Below are 16,973 nucleotides of genomic sequence, written 5' to 3'. Positions count from 1 at the left end.
TTCCGCGCGTACATAGGACATGACGCGGCACAATTGTAGCAGAAAAACAGCAGGCCGATGCCCACACACTCGGAAACCCGCCAGATGCCGTATTCCGCGCAGCAGATGTACAATCTGGTGGCCGATGTCGCGCAATACCCGAATTTCCTGCCCTGGTGCGCTGCAGCCCGTATCCGCAGCCGCGCACCGCTGGGGGAGGCCGAGGTGATGGAGGCGGATCTGGTGATCTCCTTCAAAGTGTTCCGTGAACGCTTCGGCAGCCGGGTGACGCTGTATCCGGGCGAGCGCAGGATCGATACCGAGTATCTGGACGGCCCGTTCCGCTATATGAAATCCCACTGGATATTCGCGCCGCGGGAAGACGGCACCTGCGATGTGTCCTTCTATGTCGATTTCGAGTTCAAAAACGCGGTGCTGCAGGGGATCATAGGCGTAGTGTTCAATGAGGCGATGCAGCGGATCGTGCGCGCCTTTGAGCGCCGCGCGGCGGAACTGTACAGGTAAGGCCGGGCAGGCCGGCCCCCTATTGACCTAAAGCCGGCTTCAAGCTGTATCACCGCAGGACATGCAACTATCCAACGGAAGGAACGGCTCGTAATGGATCAGGATTTCTGGCAGGCACGGTGGCGCGATAACCGCATCGGTTTTCATGAAGCGGCACCTAACTCCCTTTTGGCACGACATTTTACCCGGCTTGGTCTGCAGGCCGGGCAGTCGGTCTTTGTGCCGCTTTGCGGCAAGGCACTGGATCTGGACTGGCTGGTTGGCACAGGTTTGCGCGTGACAGGCGTCGAGTTCAATCAGGGAGCGGTGGAAGAGGTGTTTGAGCGCCAGGGGCTGGTACCGCAGGTGGCGAAGACGGGCGCCCTCACACGGTATCAGGCCGGACCGCTGACCCTGTACGCCGGGGACTTTTTTACTCTGACAGGGGAGCATCTTGCGCCGGTGGATGCAGTTTACGACAGGGCGGCGCTGGTTGCGGTTAAACCTGAAGATCGAAAGACATATGCGGCGCATCTCAACCGGATTTCAGGCACAGAAAAACAGCTGTTGATCGGGTTCGATTATGACCAGTCCCTGATGGAAGGGCCGCCGTTTTCGGTGCCGGGGCCAACCGTGCAGGCGCTTTATCAGGGCAGCCATGACATCACCCTGATCGAGGAACGTGCCGCGGACGGCCATATCGGCGAACGCTGCAACGCGCTGGAGCAAGCCTGGCTGCTGAAACCCCGGCGCTGAAGCCGCCGATTGAAACAGAAAACGGGCCCCCCAAGGGACCCGTCTGGTGCCAATATTGCACCGTCTGCCGTGAGTGGTGGCATTCGTCATCGCCGGGGTCAGCTGTTCATGTCATATGCGCGCTCACCGTGAACTGAAAGATCGAGGCCATTGGTCTCACTTTCAAGATCGACGCGCAGGGATGTGATCGCAGCGGAGACTTTCACCAGCACGATGGTCACAACAATCGTGAAAATACCGACAATCACCAGCCCGCCCAGCTGCGCAGCCCAGCTGCCGGCGCCGAAGACCGCAATCATCAGGGTGCCGAAGATGCCGCCGACGCCATGCACGGCAAACACATCCAGCGTGTCGTCGATCTGCATCTTGTTGCGCACCAAGTTGACCATCTCTTGGCACAGCACGCCGGCAATGGCCCCGATGATCAGTGCTTCCACCGGGCCGACAAAGCCGGAAGCCGGGGTGATCGAGGCAAGGCCGGCAATGGTGCCGGTGACCAGACCCACCAGCGACGCCTTGCCGTATTTGATCTTTTCCCACAGCGCCCAGCTGAGCGAGGCGGTGGCGGCTGAAAGATGTGTTGCGGTCAGTGCCATCGCAGCACCTCCGTCCGCGGCCAGTTGCGAGCCGCCATTGAAGCCGAACCAGCCGACCCAGAGCATCGCGGCGCCGATCATCACATAGCCGGGGTTGTGCGGCGGAATGCTGCGGTTTTTGCGCGGGCCAAGGTAAAAGGCGATGATCAGTGCCGCGATACCTGCGGTCTCATGCACTACGATGCCGCCGGCAAAGTCCTTGACGCCGATCGCGCCGAAAATGCCGCCATCCGCCAGGAAGCCGCCGCCCCAGATCCAATGCACCACAGGCGCGTAGCACAGCAGCATCCAAAGGCCCGAGAAGACGAGGATAAAACCAAAGCCCACGCGTTCCACATAGGCGCCTACAATCAGCGCGGGCGTGATAATGGCAAATGTCATCTGAAAGGCAAAGAACAGAACCTCGGGCAAAGTGTCGGACAGGCTGTCGGCGGTCACGCCGTTCAGGAACAGCTTGTCCAGCCCGCCCCAGAGGCCCGATGTGCCGCTGCCAAAGGCAATTGTATAGCCGAATGCGAGCCACAGGACGCTCATCAAACAGGCAATGGCATAGCAGTGCATGAACACGCTGAGCACATTGCGGGCACGCACCAGCCCGCCGTAAAACAGGGCCAGCCCTGGCAATGTCATGAAGAGGACCAGGGCCGTGGCCACAATGATCCATGCGGTATCCGCTCCGTTCATCCGAGTGTTCCTTCCCCTCAAAAACCGTTGGCCACAGGAGAAAGCCGTTCAAATGCGCAGAAAAAAGAAGCAGAGGTGCGGAAGCCGCCCAAATCGGGGGCTTTTTTGCAAGTGCTGATTTTTTGGGCGGGCATTTGCCGCTGCTGCCCGGAATGCGGCCGGTTTACGAAATCGCCTGGCGTAGCAGAGCCAGCGCATGTTCGCGCGTGGCGCTGCGCACATTGGCGCGACCGATGGCGCCGAACTCCAGCGTTTCGGTGACTGGTGGCTGGCCTGCTCGGCACAGGCCAAAGCATACGCGGCCTTCGGGTTTGAACTCGGAACCGCCGGGGCCGGCAATGCCGGTGACGGACACCGCCAGGGTAACCCCAGCATGTGCCAGCGCGCCTGCCGCCATTTCGGCCGCGACCTGTTCGCTGACTGCGCCATGCGCCTCGAGCGTTTCTGCGCGCACCCCCAGCATCCGCATTTTTGCGGTATTGGAGTAGGTGACAAAGCCGCAGTCCACCACGGCAGAGGACCCCGGCACCTCGGTCAGGGCGGCGGCAATCATGCCGCCTGTGCAGCTTTCGGCGGTGGCTATGGTGATGCCTGCGGCGCTGGCGTGGGCGATCAGTTCTGCGGTGTCGATGGTCATAGTCCAAGCACCCCATGCGAAATTCCGGCCAGCAGGGCCACACCGATGGCGGCCATGATACCGGCAATGACATCATCCATCATGACACCAAACGGCCCCTCCTGACGGTCGGCCCAACCAACCGGGCCGGGTTTAAGAATGTCGAACAGGCGAAACAGCAGGAAGGCGGCAACCCAGCCGGGCCAGAGAGCGGTGACAGGCAACCCGTGCAGCCAGGCGGGCAGCGAAACTGCCCAGATTGCGATCCATTGGCCTGCAACTTCATCCACTACAATTTCCGAGGGGTCATGATCGGTGCTTCCCTTGGTCATACAGGCGGTGGCCCAGATGCCTGCCGGGTTGCAGACCAGTGTTGCCAGTGCCAGCAGGGGAAAGCCGCCCAGCTGGTGCAGCCCATAGGCCAGCGGCAGCGCCGCCAGCGAACCCCAGGTGCCGGGCGCGGGCCGCAAATAGCCCACACCGCAGACCGTGCCGATCAGCTGCGCCGCGGTCATGGTTTCACCAGCGCTGCGGTGGCCAGTGCGGCGATGCCCTCACCCCGGCCGGTGAAGCCCAGCCGTTCGGAGGTGGTGGCCTTGATCGACACGCGGTCTGGGGTGACGCCCAAAATCCCGGCCATCACCGCCTGCATTCTATCGGCACGCGGGCCTATCTTGGGGTATTCGCAGACCAGGGTGCAGTCGACATTGGAGAGCGTATATCCCATTTTGCGGGCCAGATTGACCGCATGGCGCAGGAAAATATCGCTGGCGGCACCTTTCCATTGCGGGTCCGAAGGTGGGAAGTGTCGCCCAATGTCACCCTGCGCAAGAGCGCCATAGATAGCATCCGTCACCGCGTGCATGCCCACATCGGCGTCGGAGCGGCCCTGCAGAGTCTTCTCGTGCGGGATCTCTACCCCGCAGAGGATCACACCGTCGCCGGGGCCGAACCGGTGCACGTCGTAGCCGTTGCCAAGCCTGATATCCATCTGTGCCCCCAGAATGCGTTCCGCCCGGGCAAAATCCTCGGGGCGGGTGATTTTGATATTGTCCGGCTCGCCTGGAATGATGCGGACGTCAAGCCCTGCCGCGCGCGCGACCTCAACGTCATCCGCAGCGCCGCCGGGGTGGGCGTCGTGGGCAGCGAGGATCGCGCCGTACCGGAACCCTTGCGGGGTCTGCGCCGCAAACAAGCCGCTGCGGTCCTGGCTGCCGGTCACGCTGCCCTCTGCGCCGGTCCACAGCGCGTCAGTCACCGGAAGGGCCGGAGCTGCGGCCGGGCATTTATCCAAGGCGCTGATAATGCTGTGGATCAGGTCGCTGCTGACACAAGGGCGGGCAGCGTCGTGGATCAGCACCTTGTCTACGCTGTTCTGTTGCAGCGCCCTTAGCCCGTTGACCACCGACGCCGCACGTTCGGTCCCGCCTTCGGCAAGGATCAGGCCGGGTTTTTGCGAAAACTCATCCCAAGCCTGATGATCGTCTGCCGAAAGCACAAGCACGGTGAGATCCACACCTGCTTTTTCGAAGGCGTCCAGTGTCCAATCGATCACCCGCCGGGTTTTCAGCGGACGCCATTGTTTCGGCGTGCCGCCGCCTGCACGGGTGCCGCGGCCGGCGGCGACGATCAGGGCTGCTGTGGTCATGCGGGCCTCTTGATAAGTTCGGCATTTGTTTATGAGGTGGCGCCGGGATAGGCAATCACCCCGCGGAATGCGCCTAAAAAATAGGCAAATGATGATTTGCTGTGTCTTGCAAGGGGCAGTTTCATTGCTGCATAGCAAAAGCTTCGGGTAAATACCTCTCAATTGCACAAGGATTAGGCAGTTGTCCTTCACGCTTGGAACCACTTCCATGTCGCCGCCGATCGCCCTGGCACCGATGGCTGGAATCACCGACCGGCCGTTCAGGGATCTGGTCCGCTCTTTCGGGGCCGGGCTGATGGTGAGCGAGATGGTGGCAAGTCAGGAGATGGTGCAGGCCAAGCCAGGTGTGCGCGAGCGGGCGGAACTGAGCGCGGATGTGGAAAACACAGCGGTGCAGCTTGCAGGGCGCGATGAATACTGGATCGCCGAGGCCGCCCGGCAGGTCGCAGGGCAGGGCGCGCGGATCATCGACATCAACATGGGCTGCCCGGCGAAAAAGGTGACCAATGGCTATTCCGGGTCAGCCCTGTTGAAGACGCCGGACCATGCACTGCGGCTGATCGAGGCTGTTGTTGGAGCCGTGGATGTGCCGGTGACGCTGAAGACCCGGCTGGGTTGGGACGGCAATTGCTTGAATGCGCCGGATGTGGCGCGCCGGGCCTGCGCGGCAGGCGTGCAGATGGTCACGATCCATGGCCGGACCCGCTGCCAGTTCTACAAGGGGGCGGCGGATTGGACGGCGATCCGGGCGGTGAAGGATGCAGTCAGCGTTCCGCTGCTGGCCAACGGGGATATTGTGGACACGGCATCCGCACGCCGGGCGCTGGAACTGTCCGGCGCTGACGGTGTGATGATCGGGCGCGGTGCGGGAGGCAAGCCCTGGCTGCTGGCCGAAGTGGCGCATGAACTGTGGGGAACGCCGGCGCCGAAAGTGCCGGAAGGCGATGCGCTGATCGCAATGGTTTCAGAGCATTATCGGGCGATGCTCGATTTTTACGGGCTGGATCTGGGCATACGCGTCGCGCGCAAGCATCTGGGCTGGTACATGGATGAGGCCGGAACCGGTCCTGCAATGCGCCGTGCTGTGCTGACAGAAAAGGACCCGGAACACGTGCTTGCGCTGCTTCCCGAGGCGCTGACCGCGCAACAGCCGGAGGCCGCCGCATGATGGACAGCGCTGCCCTTTGGGCCTCTTTGCCGGTGCCTGCGTTTCTGATCGATGCCCGGGACAAGATCGCCGATGTGAATGCGGCTGGCGAGGGGTTCCTGAATACCTCGCGCAAGGCGCTGGTAGGGCAACCGGTTTGGGATGCGCTGGCCATTGATGCACCCATTGAGGTGGCCTTTGCCCGTGCGCGGATGCAGGGCACGCCGCTGTTCGTGAATGACATCGACGTCGGATCTGGCAGCCGGGCGCCGCTGCAATGCGGGGTTCAGATTGCGCCGCTGCATGGGCAGGAGGGGGTGATGCTGCTGATGGTCACTCCGCGGGAGCTGGCCGGGCGGATGATCCAGACCCATTCCGCCAAATCCGCTGCCGCCTCGGCCATTGGCATGGCAGAGATGCTGGCGCATGAGATCAAAAACCCGTTGGCCGGCATCACCGGGGCGGCGCAGCTTTTGAGCATGAACCTGAGTTCTGATGATTTGGAGCTGACCGAACTGATTGTCAGCGAAAGCCGCCGGATTGTGAAATTGCTGGATCAGGTTGAGCAATTCGGCAACCTGACCGGGCCGGCGTTCAAGCCGGTGAACCTGCACGATGTGCTGGACCGGGCGCGGCGCTCGGCGCTGCTGGGGTTCGGCGCCCGCATGACCATTTCGGAAAACTATGATCCCTCGCTGCCATTGGCCTGGGGGGATGCGGACCAACTGCTGCAAGTGGTGCTGAATTTACTCAAGAACGCCTCGGAAGCCGCTGGTTTGAAGGGGGGAAGTATTTCTATTCGCACTTTCTATGAACATTCCTTCCGGCTGCGCCGAAGTGATGGAACCGGCAAGCTGCTGCCGTTGCAGATTGAAATTTGCGATGATGGGCCGGGGTTGCCGGAGAAGATCAAGGATGACATTTTCGACCCGTTTGTGTCGGGCCGGGAGAATGGCACCGGGCTGGGCCTTGCATTGGTGAGCAAGATCATTTCGGAGCATAATGGCTGGATATCCGTAAGCTCGGTTCCCGGGCGCACGGTGTTCCGGCTGTCGCTGTCGCGCGTTCCGCGTGACAGAAAACCGCAGGAGAGCTGATCCATGGACGGCACCGTACTGGTCGCAGATGACGACCGCACCATCCGCACCGTTCTGACCCAGGCGCTGACGCGCGCGGGCTGCAAGGTGCATGCGACCTCTTCGCTTACCACGCTGATGCGATGGGTGGCAGAGGGCAAGGGTGATGCAGTTATTTCGGATGTCATGATGCCGGACGGGAACGGGTTGGAAATGCTGCCCAAAATCCGGGCGGACCGGCCGGGTCTGCCGGTGATTGTGATTTCGGCGCAGAATACCATCATGACTGCGATCAAGGCGGAGGAGGCCGATGCCTACGACTATCTTCCGAAACCGTTTGATCTTCCGGAGCTGATGAAGCGCACGGCCAAAGCATTGGCGTCCAGGCGGGTGGCGCCTGTAGCGGCAAAGGCCGAGTCGCAAGATCATCCGGAAGAGCTGCCGCTGATTGGCCGCAGCGAGGTGATGCAGACGCTGTACCGGCTGATCGCGCGGGTGATGAATACGGAACTGCCGCTGTTGATCACTGGTGAAAGCGGCACTGGTAAATCACTGATCGCGCAGGCCATTCACGACTTTTCCGACAGACGGACTTTGCCCTTCGTTCATGCTGATGCCGCGGCATTGATCGAGCTGGAAGGGCCGGCGCGGCTGCTGGCTCAGGCCAAGGGCGGCTCGCTGGTGATAGATGAACTGGCCGACCTGCCGGAAGAGGCCCAGGCGCGACTGGTGCGGATGATGGACACACCGGGCGACCACGCGCCGCGGTTCATCGCCTCCAGTCAGAAAGATCTGGCCGCGGCGATGGAGGCCGGGGAGCTGCGCCAGGATCTCTACTACAGGATTTGCGGCACTGCGCTGCATGTGCCCGCGCTGCGCGAGCGGGTGGAAGACATACCGCTGCTGGCGGAGCATTTTTTGATCCGGGCCGAAAACGAAGGCGCGCCGCACCGCGAGCTGAGTGAAGGCGCGCGGGACGTGCTGCGCCATTTCGGCTGGCCTGGCAACGTGCGCCAGCTGGAAAACACCGTCAGGCGGCTGGCGCTGACAGCCCGCGGCGAGGAAATCAGCCAGGCAGATGCGGCAGCGGTGCTGGGGCCGCAGAACGGGCCGGAGCCTGCGACGGCGGGGCTTGCCAATGAAAAACTGTCGGAGTCGGTGGCCCGCCACCTGCAGCGCTATTTCGATCTGCATGGCGATTTGCTGCCGCCGCCGGGGCTCTACATGCGGCTGCTGCGCGAGGTGGAAACGCCGCTTATCGAAATCGCGCTGGCGGCGACCGGCGGCAATCAGGCGAAATGCGCCGAATTGCTGGGGATCAACCGGAATACTTTGCGAAAGAAGATCACGGATCTGGATATTGAGGTGACACGCCGCCGTAAGCTGATGTAATATCGCCACAGAAATGTGGCCTTGCTGTGAATTTCCTAGGCAGGGCCACGAGATATGGCGGTGACTCGCAAAGAGTCACACATCAGGATGAGGGCAGTCAGTGGCGCATAAGTCACATCTGAGGGCGGCATACGGGCCTTTTGCGGCCTTGGACCGGTGGCGGAGAACCCGCCGGGCGCGCAATATCGGTACCATTGGCCTGGTTCTGCTGGGACCGGTGCTGGCCTTGGCGACTTTTTTCATCATCGGCCCGTTGGGGCAGGGGGCATCCTCCAGACCGCTGCGGCTGATTCTGTTGGCAGATCTGGTTTACATCCTGACCATTGCGGCGTTGGTGATGGCGCAGATCGTCCGGCTGTTTGCGGCCCGGCGCTCCAAATCGGCGGGTTCCCGGCTGCACTTGCGGCTGATCGGGGCCTTTGGATTTCTGGCGCTGATCCCCACCGTCATCGTTGCCGTATTCGCCGTGCTGACGGTAAATGTCGGGCTTGAGGGCTGGTTTTCCCAGCGGGTGCGGCAGGTGATCGGCAGTTCACTGGCTGCGGCGGAAGCGTATCAGGCGCAGCAGAAAAACGACCTGACCGAAGATGCCCGCGCGCTGGCGCGCTACTTGGACAACAGCCGTGCCCGGAGTTTTTTCATCAATGACGCTGAGCTGCGTCTGGTGCTGTCACAAGGCCAGCTGCAGATCCAGCGCGGGCTGCGCGAGGCGTATATCGTCGACAGTGCTGGCCTGATCCGGGCGCGCGGCGAGCGGTCTTACGAGTTCGACTTTGAGAAGCCGAACGACCGCCAGATCAGTGCCGCCCGCGAGGATGGCTTCCTGCTAATCGAGGACTGGAGAGATAGTGAGTTCCGCGCGCTGGTGCGGCTGGAGGCGTTTGTCGACCGGTTTCTCTACATCAGCCGTGATGTGGACGGGGAGCTTCTGAATCTTCTGGATGACACCCAGGAAACCGCGCATCTGTATCAGCAGCTGGAAAGTGAGCGCGGAAGGGTGCTGTTTGAATTTGCGCTGCTCTATATCGGTTTTGCTGTGATCCTGATCCTCGCGGCGATGTGGCTGGGCATGTGGTTTGCCGAGCGTTTGTCGCGCCCGGTCGGGCGTCTGACAGTGGCGGCGCAACGGGTTGGATCCGGCAACCTGGATGTGCAGGTGCCGATTGATGACGGTGGCGATGAAATCTCGCAATTAGGCCAGTATTTCAATCAGATGACGCGCGAACTTAAGGCGCAGCACGGCCGCCTTCTCGACAATACCCGGCAAATCGAACGCCGCCGCCGCCTGTTTGATTCCGTGTTGTCATCGGTGACGTCCGGAGTTGTTGGGCTGGACGCCGCCGGGCGTGTCACCTTTGTGAACCGGTCGGCTGAGCGGCTTTTGGACTGGCAGGAGGATCAGCAATCCCTGGCCTTGTCGGTGGCGGTGCCGGAGTTCGGGCCGCTGTTTGTCGAATTGGTGGAAACCAGCGCCGAGGTGGTACAGGAGGAAATCAAAGTCTCCCGTCAGGGCCGGCTGGAAAACCTGCTGGTGCGGATGTCGCTGCGCCGGTCGGAACAGGGGCGGCTGGAAGGCTATGTGGTGGCGTTTGACGATGTGACCGATCTTGTCAGCGCTCAGCGGATGGCGGCCTGGGGCGATGTGGCGCGCCGGATTGCCCACGAGATCAAAAACCCGCTGACTCCGATCCAGCTGAGCGCGGAGCGGATCAAACGCAAATTTGCGCCCAAGCTGGGAGAAGAAAACAGCGACCAGCTGCAATCAATGACCGATGTGATTGTGCGCCAGACCAATGATCTGCGCAGGATCGTTGATGAATTCTCGAAATTCGCCCGCATGCCGGAACCGGAGCGGCGCGAAGAAGATCTGGTTCAGTTGCTGCGGGATGCGGTCATCCTGCAGCAGCAGGGCCAGCCAGGTGTCCGGATCAAGGCAGAACTGCCAGCAGCAGCCATGCCTTCCGATCTGGATGCCACCATGATTGGCCAAGCGTTGACCAATCTAATCAAAAACGCAGGCGAAGCCATTGAAAGCCTGAAGATAAAGAAAAAACCGCAAGGGCTGGTGCCGGAGATCCGGGTGATGGCAGCCAAGGCGGGCAATTTCTACGAAATCCGTATTGCCGACAACGGCATCGGCTTGCCCGAAGACCGGGCCCGGCTGTTCGAGCCTTATGTGACTACGCGGGATGCGGGCACCGGGCTGGGGCTGTCGATCGTTAAGAAAATCATCGAAGAGCACGGGGGCACGCTGACGCTGGAAGATGCCCCGGTATTCGAGGGGCACGCGCATTACGGCGCCATGGCGGTAATCCGCCTGCCTGCCGTGAACCGGACGGCGGCGCCAAACAAGAGCACAGTGAAAGCAGGTCTGACATGAGTGACATTCTGATTGTAGACGACGAGCGCGACATCCGCGAACTGGTCTCGGACATTCTGGAGGATGAAGGCTACGCCACCCGCAAGGCGGCCAATTCCGACGAATGCATGGCCCGTTTGGACGAATCCGAGCCGGCCCTGATGATTTTGGACATCTGGCTGAAGGACAGCCAGATGGACGGTATCGATATCCTAAAGGCGGTTAAACGCGACAACCCGGAGATCCCGGTGGTGATCATTTCCGGCCATGGCAACATCGAAATTGCTGTCGCGGCGATCAAGCAGGGGGCCTATGACTTTATCGAGAAGCCCTTTAACATCGACCAGCTGATGGTGGTGATCCGCCGTGCGATGGAAACCTCGCGCCTGCGCCGGGAGAATTCGGATCTCAAGCGCAGGGATACCGGTCCGGCGGAAATGATCGGAACCTCTGCGTCGTTCCGGACACTGATAAGCCAGCTGGACAAGGTGACCAAGTCAAACGGCCGGGTGATGCTTACAGGCCCGGCCGGCTGCGGCAAGGAAATTGCCGCGCGCTACATCCATGCCAATTCAAACCGGGCCTCCGCCCCCTTTATCACGGTGAATTGTGCCAGTATCGAACCCGACCGGATGGAAGAGGTTCTGTTCGGCCGCGAGTCGTCCGAGCGCGGGGTGGAACCCGGGCTGCTGGAACAGGCCCATGGCGGTGTGGTGTTCTTTGACGAAGTTGCCGATATGCCGCTCGGCACCCAATCCAAGATTCTTCGGGTGCTGGTGGATCAGCAATTCCAACGGGTCGGCGGCTCGGACAAGGTCCGGGTCGATCTGCGGGTGGTGTCGGCAACCAACATGAACCTCGATGCTGAAATTGAGGACGGCCGCTTCCGTCAGGAGCTGTATCACCGGCTGAATGTGGTGCCGGTTGCGGTGCCCTCGCTGGCGGATCGGCGCGAGGATATTCCGCTGCTGGCCGGCTATTTTATCGCCCAGTTCAACGAGGCCCAGGGGCTGCCGCTGCGGGAGCTGACTGAAGAGGCAGTGGCGCTGATGCAGACCATGCTGTGGCCTGGCAATGTTCGCCAGCTCAAGAACCTGGTGGAGCGGGTGCTGATTCTCGGCGATGGCAGCGGTCCGATCGAGGCCAAGGATTTGCCGCGCGAAGAAGACAAGCCGCAGGAAGAAGGCCGGGTGGTCCTGTCCGGGGCGCTGGCGACATTGCCACTGCGCGAGGCGCGGGAGGCGTTTGAACGTGAATACCTGCTGACCCAGATCAACCGTTTTGGCGGCAATATCAGCCGCACGGCGTCTTTTGTCGGCATGGAGCGTTCAGCACTGCACCGTAAGTTGAAGTCGCTGGGGGTTGTGACCTCCAACAAGGCGGGCGCCCGTGTGGCGCATGTGGAGGCCGAGGAGGAGCAGGCTTGACCAAGCCGCCATTGCGCCCGGAACTTCCGGGCGCGGGCGGTTTTGCATCGCCGGTTTAGAACAGGTCCTGGCGGACCGGATTCAGCGCGAAATGGACCTGTGCGGCCAGTTGCAACTGGCTGATGGCATCACTGGGAACAGTTGCGGGCAGACCTGATTGGCGCGCCCAATTCGCCAGCTGCTTGCGCGATGCCGGACCGAACTGGCCGTCAATGGCGATTCCCGACCCCAGCTGGCGCAGGATGTATTGGGTGCCTGCGGCGACGTCTGTTTCGGCCATGCCGGACAACAGCTCCCGCGCTGCGGCGCTTGCATCGGGGTTATTCAACGCCATCGCCTTGCCCGCCCGCGCGGCGGCGGCATGGGCGGGGATCCGGTCCGGCAGGCTGTTGAGGGCAACCCAGGCACCATTGGCGCCGCCCCAGGCGTCGCCACGCGACAGCCCCATGTCATACCATTCCAGCGCTTCGGCTGCGTCGCTGCCTGGCAGGTCGCCGTTCATGATCATCCGGCCGATTTCAGCCGGCGCATGGGGGTGGCCCAGCTGTGCTGCTTCGGCAAACAGCGCGCGCGCCTGTTCCTTGTCTACTGTCTGGCCCGCGCCGCCATCGCGGTACACATAGCCAAGGTTGGCAGTGCCATAGATATCGCCGCGCCCGGCAGAGGCCTGCAGGTAGGAAAAGCCGCGTTCCGGCTGCGCCAGTTCATCCCCGCTCCACAGAAAGAAAACCCCCAGCTCATTCATTGAATAAGTATGGCCCAGCTCCACTGCCCGGCTGAGCAGGTCAAAGCCGCGCTGCTTTTCTTCCGGCGTGCCGCTTTTGCGCAAAAGCCGCTTGCCGCGGGCGTGCATCGAGAAGGGGTCGCCCGCCTCGATCCCCTTTTCCCACAAAGCAAAGGCCTTGTCCGGGTTATAGGGAATGGGCACAGTTTCGCGGTCGACATTCGGGGTGACATGCAGATAAGCGACCGCGTTGTAGGCGCGGACATGGTTCAGTTCCGCTGCCTTTTCAAAGGCCTCATAGGCTTCGATCAAGCGCCCTTGGCCCTGCAGAGCGCGGCCAAGCTGATAGTGCAGTCGGCCGATTTCCGGCGCGGCCCCGACGGCGTCACGGCAGGCAGCCTCGGCCTCCTTGAGGTTGATTTCATTGGGGTAACGGTACAGGCCAACCCCCTGCAAATCCAGTAAATCACCGGCTTCTAGGTCGCATTGCCGGGCGATCATTTCCAGATTCACGGTCACGTCGCGCACCGCGCCGGCTTGGGCCAGGCGCAGCACCATCCGGTCTTTACGGACCTGACCGCCGTCTTTGCGGGCAGGAAGTTCGGTCAGTTTCGGCGCGTAGCTGAGGCTGAGACCGGTACTGTCCCCGGTTTGCAGCGACGTCACCCCGGAGGAGGGCGATTCAACAATCGACACCGTGGTTCCGGCGCGGACATAGGGGCTGATTTCCGGCGCCAATTCCAGCGCGCGGCCCAAGGGGATTTTCACCGACAGTTCGGCGGGCATCCGGTCAAGGCTGGCCACTTCGGTTTCGGATTCAGCCTTGGCAATGTTCAATGACCGCTCTGCCGGGCGCAGGTAGACCTTCTGCATCAGCGTCGAGCTTTCCCAAGGCACCTGGGTGTTGCCGGTCGCCGCATAGACGTCGCCGCGTATTGCGGAAAGAACGGTCATCGCATCTTCGTCAGGCCGGTCCGGAAAATGCCGCACGACTGAGGCGGTATAGGGGCTGTTGCCGCCAGGCTCGCCATCCAGCGCCGTGGCGCCGGGCGACGTGGAAAATGCCACCAAAGTGTTGAGCGGCGGGCGGAACACGTCGAACCCTTCGCGCGCTTCATAAAGCTGGGCGCCGACCTCGGCGTTGAGCTTGGCGTCTGGCACCGGGTTGTCGCGGCAGGAATCCAGCATCAGGATCTGGCTGCCCGCCTTGCCGCCGAGAATGGCAGAGACACGGTCAAGGGTGACCGACTGAAAGGGCAGATCGTGAATGCCTGTAAGCTCCGCATCGCTGGTCAGCAGGTAATTGCGCCGCCCCAGCTGGATACCGTGGCCTGCATAATAGAAGAACACCTGGCTGCCGTCGCGGATGTTCAGAGCGGCCTGGCGCAGCAGCGCTTCAAACCCGCGCTTGTCCAGGTCATAGCCCTCGTAAACCGTGTAGCCGAAGGAGCTGAGCATTTCTGCCATTGCCTTGGCGTCCTGGCGGGTGTTGGTCAGGTCGGTGACGTGGTCATAATCCTGAATGCCGATCACGATGGCGGTTTCTGAAGCCTTGCCCCGTTCGCTGGTTTCATAGGCCGCCTGGGCAGCCGAGGACAGCAGCAGTGCTGTACCGGTCAAAAGGGCTGCTGCAAGGGAGGGGAATCTAGACAGATGGGGGATCATGGCAGCGCCCGGGATTAACCCCAGCCTCCGCCGCCGCCGGACCCGCCGCCGCCGCCGCCGGAGCCACCACCGCCGGAGCCACCACCGCCGCCAGCTCCGCTGCCCGACCCGGGGTCACTGCCTCGATAGGCGGGTTCAGGCGCTTCTTCTGCCGGGATGACCGGGGCCCTGGTGGCCGCCGCAGGTGCCGGCCGCGCTGACGGTGTGATATAAGTTGCAGGTGCAGACGCCGGGGCTGCCGTTGGAGGCGGGGCAATCGGAGCCACTGGCTCACAGGCTGCTGTCACAGCTGCAAGAGGGAGCGCGGCAAACAGGAAATGTATCCGCATCGGGTACCTTTCTCTATGAAATACTGGTCACAAACAATCCGGGACCAGCTTAGGTGATCTGGTGGCGCAAATCAAAGTTAGCCTGCCGCGCACCGCCGGCAAGGGAGTGAGCCTAACCGTCTGTGCGGATGCTGGTGCTGCCATCCTTGTTGCGCTGCGCGCAGGATGCGTCGCTCAGCGGGGCCAGCTGCGGTCCGGCCACCGCGGCCGGGCTATGGCGGGTGCAGCGTTTCAGCGCGATCTGCTGGTAGCCCTTGGTTGCCATGCAGGATTTCTCCAGACGCTGGCGCAGGGGCTTGTTCACATCCACCGAGTAGATGCCGGCGTCCGCCCAATAACCGGGCCGGTAATAGCAGCTGCCGCCGGAACAGACTGTGCGGCCAGGGTAGAAAACCGGGGGATGCTGGCGGATTTCATTTGCAACGGGCGCCTCCCGCAGTGCCTGTGCCGCACAGCCAAGCTCATCACTTTGCAGGCGGGATACATCCGCCCCCTGCCTGTAGTAAACGGGAACCGGGCCGCAAGCCGCTGTGCCAAGCAGCAGAACCAGGGCCGCCATGATCGACCGATCGTTGCACATACGCAAAGAATGGCTGCAATCAGAGCAAGTTACAATTAAATTGACCGTGAAAGCGGCTTCTGTCATTCACATCGGGCGAAACTCCGCCCGAAATTCCGCCAAGGGACACGCAAATGAAGGTCATTATATGCGGTGCGGGCCAGGTCGGCTGGCAGATCGCCCGCCATCTGTCCGGCGAGCACAATGATGTGACAGTTGTCGACAACAACCCGGACCTGGTGCGGCGGGCGACAGATACATTGGACGTGCAGGGCATTCATGGTTTTGCCTCTTATCCGGATGTGCTGGACCGGGCCGGGGCGCGGGATGCCGACATGATCATCGCGGCCACCCATTCGGACGAGGTCAACATGGTGACCTGCCAGGTGGCGCATTCGGTCTTCAAGGTCCAGCGCAAGATCGCGCGTCTGCGGGCCAAAAGCTATCTGACGGCTATCTATTCCGACCTTTACCAGCGCGAGCATCTGCCGATCGACGTGGTAATCAGCCCCGAGCGGGAGGTGGCGGCAGCGGCAATGCAGCGGCTGTCGGCTCCGGCGGCGTTTGACACCGAGACCTTCATGGGCGGCAAGGCGCAGCTTTTGGGGATTCATATCGACGCCGATTGCCCGGTTGTGAATACGCCGTTGCGGCAGCTGACCGATTTGTTTTCGACGCTGCGCGCGATCGTGGTCGGGGTGCGGCGCGACGGCACTTTGTTTGCGCCGGAACCTGGCGACCAGCTGTTTGTGGGCGACAGCTGCTATGTGTTCAGCCACGCCGATGACGTGCCCCGCACCATCGAAGTGTTCGGCAAGCACGAAAAGCGCCAGGACCGGGTGGTTGTGGTCGGCGGCGGCAACGTCGGCCTGGAAGTGGCCAAGGCGCTGGAGGCCAGCACAACACGGATCCGGGCCAAGATGATCGAACGCGACCGCGCCTGTGCCGAGCGGGCGGCGGAAACCCTGGAGCGCACCATCGTGCTGAACGGCGACGGGCTGGACCGGGCGCTGATGATCGAAGCGGGCATCGAAAAGGCGGACGCGATGCTGGCGGTAACTGATGACGACAAGACCAACATGCTGGCCGCTGTGCGTGCCAAGGCCGAGGGCTGCCCGCTGGCGATTGCGCTGATCAACGACCCGACGCTGGTGCCGCTGCTGCCGCATCTGGGTATCGATGCCTATATCAACCCGCGCTCCACCACCGTCAGTTCAATCCTGCGCCATATCCGCTATGGCCGGGTGCGCCAGGTCTACTCATTGGGCGATGCCGAGGCAGAGATGATCGAAGCCGAGGTGCTGTCGACCTCGCCGATTGCAGGTCAGATGATCCGGGAAACGGATTTCCCCGAAGGCGTGCTGGTCGGCGGGGTGCTGAAAAACGGCGAGATGCTGCGACCCTCGGGACAGATGCGGATCGAGGAGGGCGATGTGATTGCACTCTTTGCGGTGGCGGCCGATGTGCCCGAGGTCGAGCGCCTGCTGCAGGTTTCGATCGACTATTTCTAAG

At 62.1% G+C, this 16,973-nt stretch carries 14 protein-coding genes; 8 read left to right on the top strand and 6 right to left on the bottom strand.

The window, feature by feature from the left end:
• The first annotated feature begins 57 nt into the window (after nucleotides 1–57).
• Both VOI29_RS01260 and tmpT read left to right on the top strand, forming a co-directional pair.
• A complete protein-coding gene (locus VOI29_RS01260) occupies nucleotides 58–504 on the top strand; it encodes a type II toxin-antitoxin system RatA family toxin (protein WP_323775646.1) in 447 nt (148 codons plus the stop codon).
• A 93-nt stretch (nucleotides 505–597) separates the two neighbouring features.
• Nucleotides 598–1,239: a thiopurine S-methyltransferase gene (gene tmpT, locus VOI29_RS01255; protein WP_323775645.1), complete on the top strand. Its 642-nt coding sequence runs from the start codon at nucleotides 598–600 to the stop codon at nucleotides 1,237–1,239.
• A gap of 98 nt (nucleotides 1,240–1,337) precedes the next feature.
• Here the strand turns inward: tmpT and VOI29_RS01250 are convergent, their stop codons facing one another.
• The 4 genes from VOI29_RS01250 to VOI29_RS01235 form a co-directional block, all read right to left on the bottom strand.
• Nucleotides 1,338–2,519, bottom strand: coding sequence for an ammonium transporter (locus VOI29_RS01250; RefSeq protein ID WP_323775644.1), 1,182 nt, complete (start codon nucleotides 2,517–2,519; stop codon nucleotides 1,338–1,340).
• A gap of 163 nt (nucleotides 2,520–2,682) precedes the next feature.
• Nucleotides 2,683–3,156 (bottom strand): nicotinamide-nucleotide amidohydrolase family protein, encoded by a 474-nt coding sequence (locus VOI29_RS01245; protein ID WP_323775643.1) that lies wholly within the window; start codon nucleotides 3,154–3,156, stop codon nucleotides 2,683–2,685.
• Nucleotides 3,153–3,650, bottom strand: a complete 498-nt coding sequence (locus tag VOI29_RS01240) for a phosphatidylglycerophosphatase A (RefSeq protein ID WP_323775642.1) — start codon at nucleotides 3,648–3,650, stop codon at nucleotides 3,153–3,155. The genes VOI29_RS01245 and VOI29_RS01240 overlap by 4 nt, the downstream gene beginning before the upstream one ends.
• The gene (locus tag VOI29_RS01235; protein WP_323775641.1) at nucleotides 3,647–4,783 is read right to left on the bottom strand and encodes a bifunctional 2-C-methyl-D-erythritol 4-phosphate cytidylyltransferase/2-C-methyl-D-erythritol 2,4-cyclodiphosphate synthase; all 1,137 of its coding nucleotides are present in this window, start codon (nucleotides 4,781–4,783) and stop codon (nucleotides 3,647–3,649) included. The genes VOI29_RS01240 and VOI29_RS01235 overlap by 4 nt, the downstream gene beginning before the upstream one ends.
• A gap of 181 nt (nucleotides 4,784–4,964) precedes the next feature.
• On the opposite strand from VOI29_RS01235, the gene dusB reads away from it, so the two are divergent.
• The 5 genes from dusB (at nucleotide 4,965) to VOI29_RS01210 (ending at nucleotide 12,184) form a co-directional block, all read left to right on the top strand.
• Nucleotides 4,965–5,951, top strand: coding sequence for a tRNA dihydrouridine synthase DusB (gene dusB / locus VOI29_RS01230; RefSeq protein WP_323775640.1), 987 nt, complete (start codon nucleotides 4,965–4,967; stop codon nucleotides 5,949–5,951).
• Complete coding sequence (locus VOI29_RS01225; RefSeq protein WP_323775639.1) at nucleotides 5,948–7,027, top strand: two-component system sensor histidine kinase NtrB; 1,080 nt, start codon at nucleotides 5,948–5,950, stop codon at nucleotides 7,025–7,027. Before dusB ends, VOI29_RS01225 begins: the two co-directional genes overlap by 4 nt.
• 3 nt (nucleotides 7,028–7,030) lie before the next feature.
• Nucleotides 7,031–8,398, top strand: coding sequence for a response regulator (locus tag VOI29_RS01220; RefSeq protein ID WP_323775638.1), 1,368 nt, complete (start codon nucleotides 7,031–7,033; stop codon nucleotides 8,396–8,398).
• Between the two features lie 100 nt (nucleotides 8,399–8,498).
• On the top strand, nucleotides 8,499–10,778 hold the full coding sequence (locus VOI29_RS01215; RefSeq protein ID WP_323775637.1) for a PAS domain-containing sensor histidine kinase: 2,280 nt from the start codon (nucleotides 8,499–8,501) through the stop codon (nucleotides 10,776–10,778).
• Nucleotides 10,775–12,184 carry a sigma-54 dependent transcriptional regulator gene (locus tag VOI29_RS01210; RefSeq protein WP_323775636.1) on the top strand — a complete coding sequence of 470 codons (1,410 nt, stop codon included), beginning with the start codon at nucleotides 10,775–10,777 and terminating at the stop codon, nucleotides 12,182–12,184. Before VOI29_RS01215 ends, VOI29_RS01210 begins: the two co-directional genes overlap by 4 nt.
• Nucleotides 12,185–12,239: 55 nt before the next feature.
• Here VOI29_RS01210 and VOI29_RS01205 read toward each other — a convergent pair whose 3' ends face one another.
• The gene (locus VOI29_RS01205; RefSeq protein ID WP_323775635.1) at nucleotides 12,240–14,528 is read right to left on the bottom strand and encodes a caspase family protein; all 2,289 of its coding nucleotides are present in this window, start codon (nucleotides 14,526–14,528) and stop codon (nucleotides 12,240–12,242) included.
• A gap of 486 nt (nucleotides 14,529–15,014) precedes the next feature.
• On the bottom strand, nucleotides 15,015–15,482 hold the full coding sequence (locus VOI29_RS01200; protein ID WP_323775634.1) for a hypothetical protein: 468 nt from the start codon (nucleotides 15,480–15,482) through the stop codon (nucleotides 15,015–15,017).
• A 113-nt stretch (nucleotides 15,483–15,595) separates the two neighbouring features.
• Between VOI29_RS01200 and trkA the strand changes: the two genes are divergently transcribed.
• Complete coding sequence (gene trkA, locus VOI29_RS01195) at nucleotides 15,596–16,972, top strand: Trk system potassium transporter TrkA (protein ID WP_323775633.1); 1,377 nt, start codon at nucleotides 15,596–15,598, stop codon at nucleotides 16,970–16,972.
• Nucleotide 16,973 lies beyond the last annotated feature (1 nt).

Origin of the sequence: Leisingera sp. (assembly GCF_034669605.1) — a bacterium.
GTDB lineage: Bacteria > Pseudomonadota > Alphaproteobacteria > Rhodobacterales > Rhodobacteraceae > Leisingera.
This window is presented reverse-complemented; position numbering and strand designations above follow the sequence as displayed.

Bases quoted from the DNA above. Each gene is read 5' to 3' on its own strand.
- VOI29_RS01260 (WP_323775646.1), top strand. From the start codon at position 58: ATGCCCACACACTCGGAAACCCGCCAGATGCCGTATTCCGCGCAGCAG.
- VOI29_RS01225 (WP_323775639.1), top strand. From the start codon at position 5,948: ATGATGGACAGCGCTGCCCTTTGGGCCTCTTTGCCGGTGCCTGCGTTT.
- VOI29_RS01200 (WP_323775634.1), bottom strand. From the start codon at position 15,482: ATGTGCAACGATCGGTCGATCATGGCGGCCCTGGTTCTGCTGCTTGGC.
- VOI29_RS01220 (WP_323775638.1), top strand. From the start codon at position 7,031: ATGGACGGCACCGTACTGGTCGCAGATGACGACCGCACCATCCGCACC.
- VOI29_RS01235 (WP_323775641.1), bottom strand. From the start codon at position 4,783: ATGACCACAGCAGCCCTGATCGTCGCCGCCGGCCGCGGCACCCGTGCA.
- tmpT (WP_323775645.1), top strand. From the start codon at position 598: ATGGATCAGGATTTCTGGCAGGCACGGTGGCGCGATAACCGCATCGGT.
- VOI29_RS01250 (WP_323775644.1), bottom strand. From the start codon at position 2,519: ATGAACGGAGCGGATACCGCATGGATCATTGTGGCCACGGCCCTGGTC.
- VOI29_RS01210 (WP_323775636.1), top strand. From the start codon at position 10,775: ATGAGTGACATTCTGATTGTAGACGACGAGCGCGACATCCGCGAACTG.
- VOI29_RS01240 (WP_323775642.1), bottom strand. From the start codon at position 3,650: ATGACCGCGGCGCAGCTGATCGGCACGGTCTGCGGTGTGGGCTATTTG.
- trkA (WP_323775633.1), top strand. From the start codon at position 15,596: ATGAAGGTCATTATATGCGGTGCGGGCCAGGTCGGCTGGCAGATCGCC.
- VOI29_RS01245 (WP_323775643.1), bottom strand. From the start codon at position 3,156: ATGACCATCGACACCGCAGAACTGATCGCCCACGCCAGCGCCGCAGGC.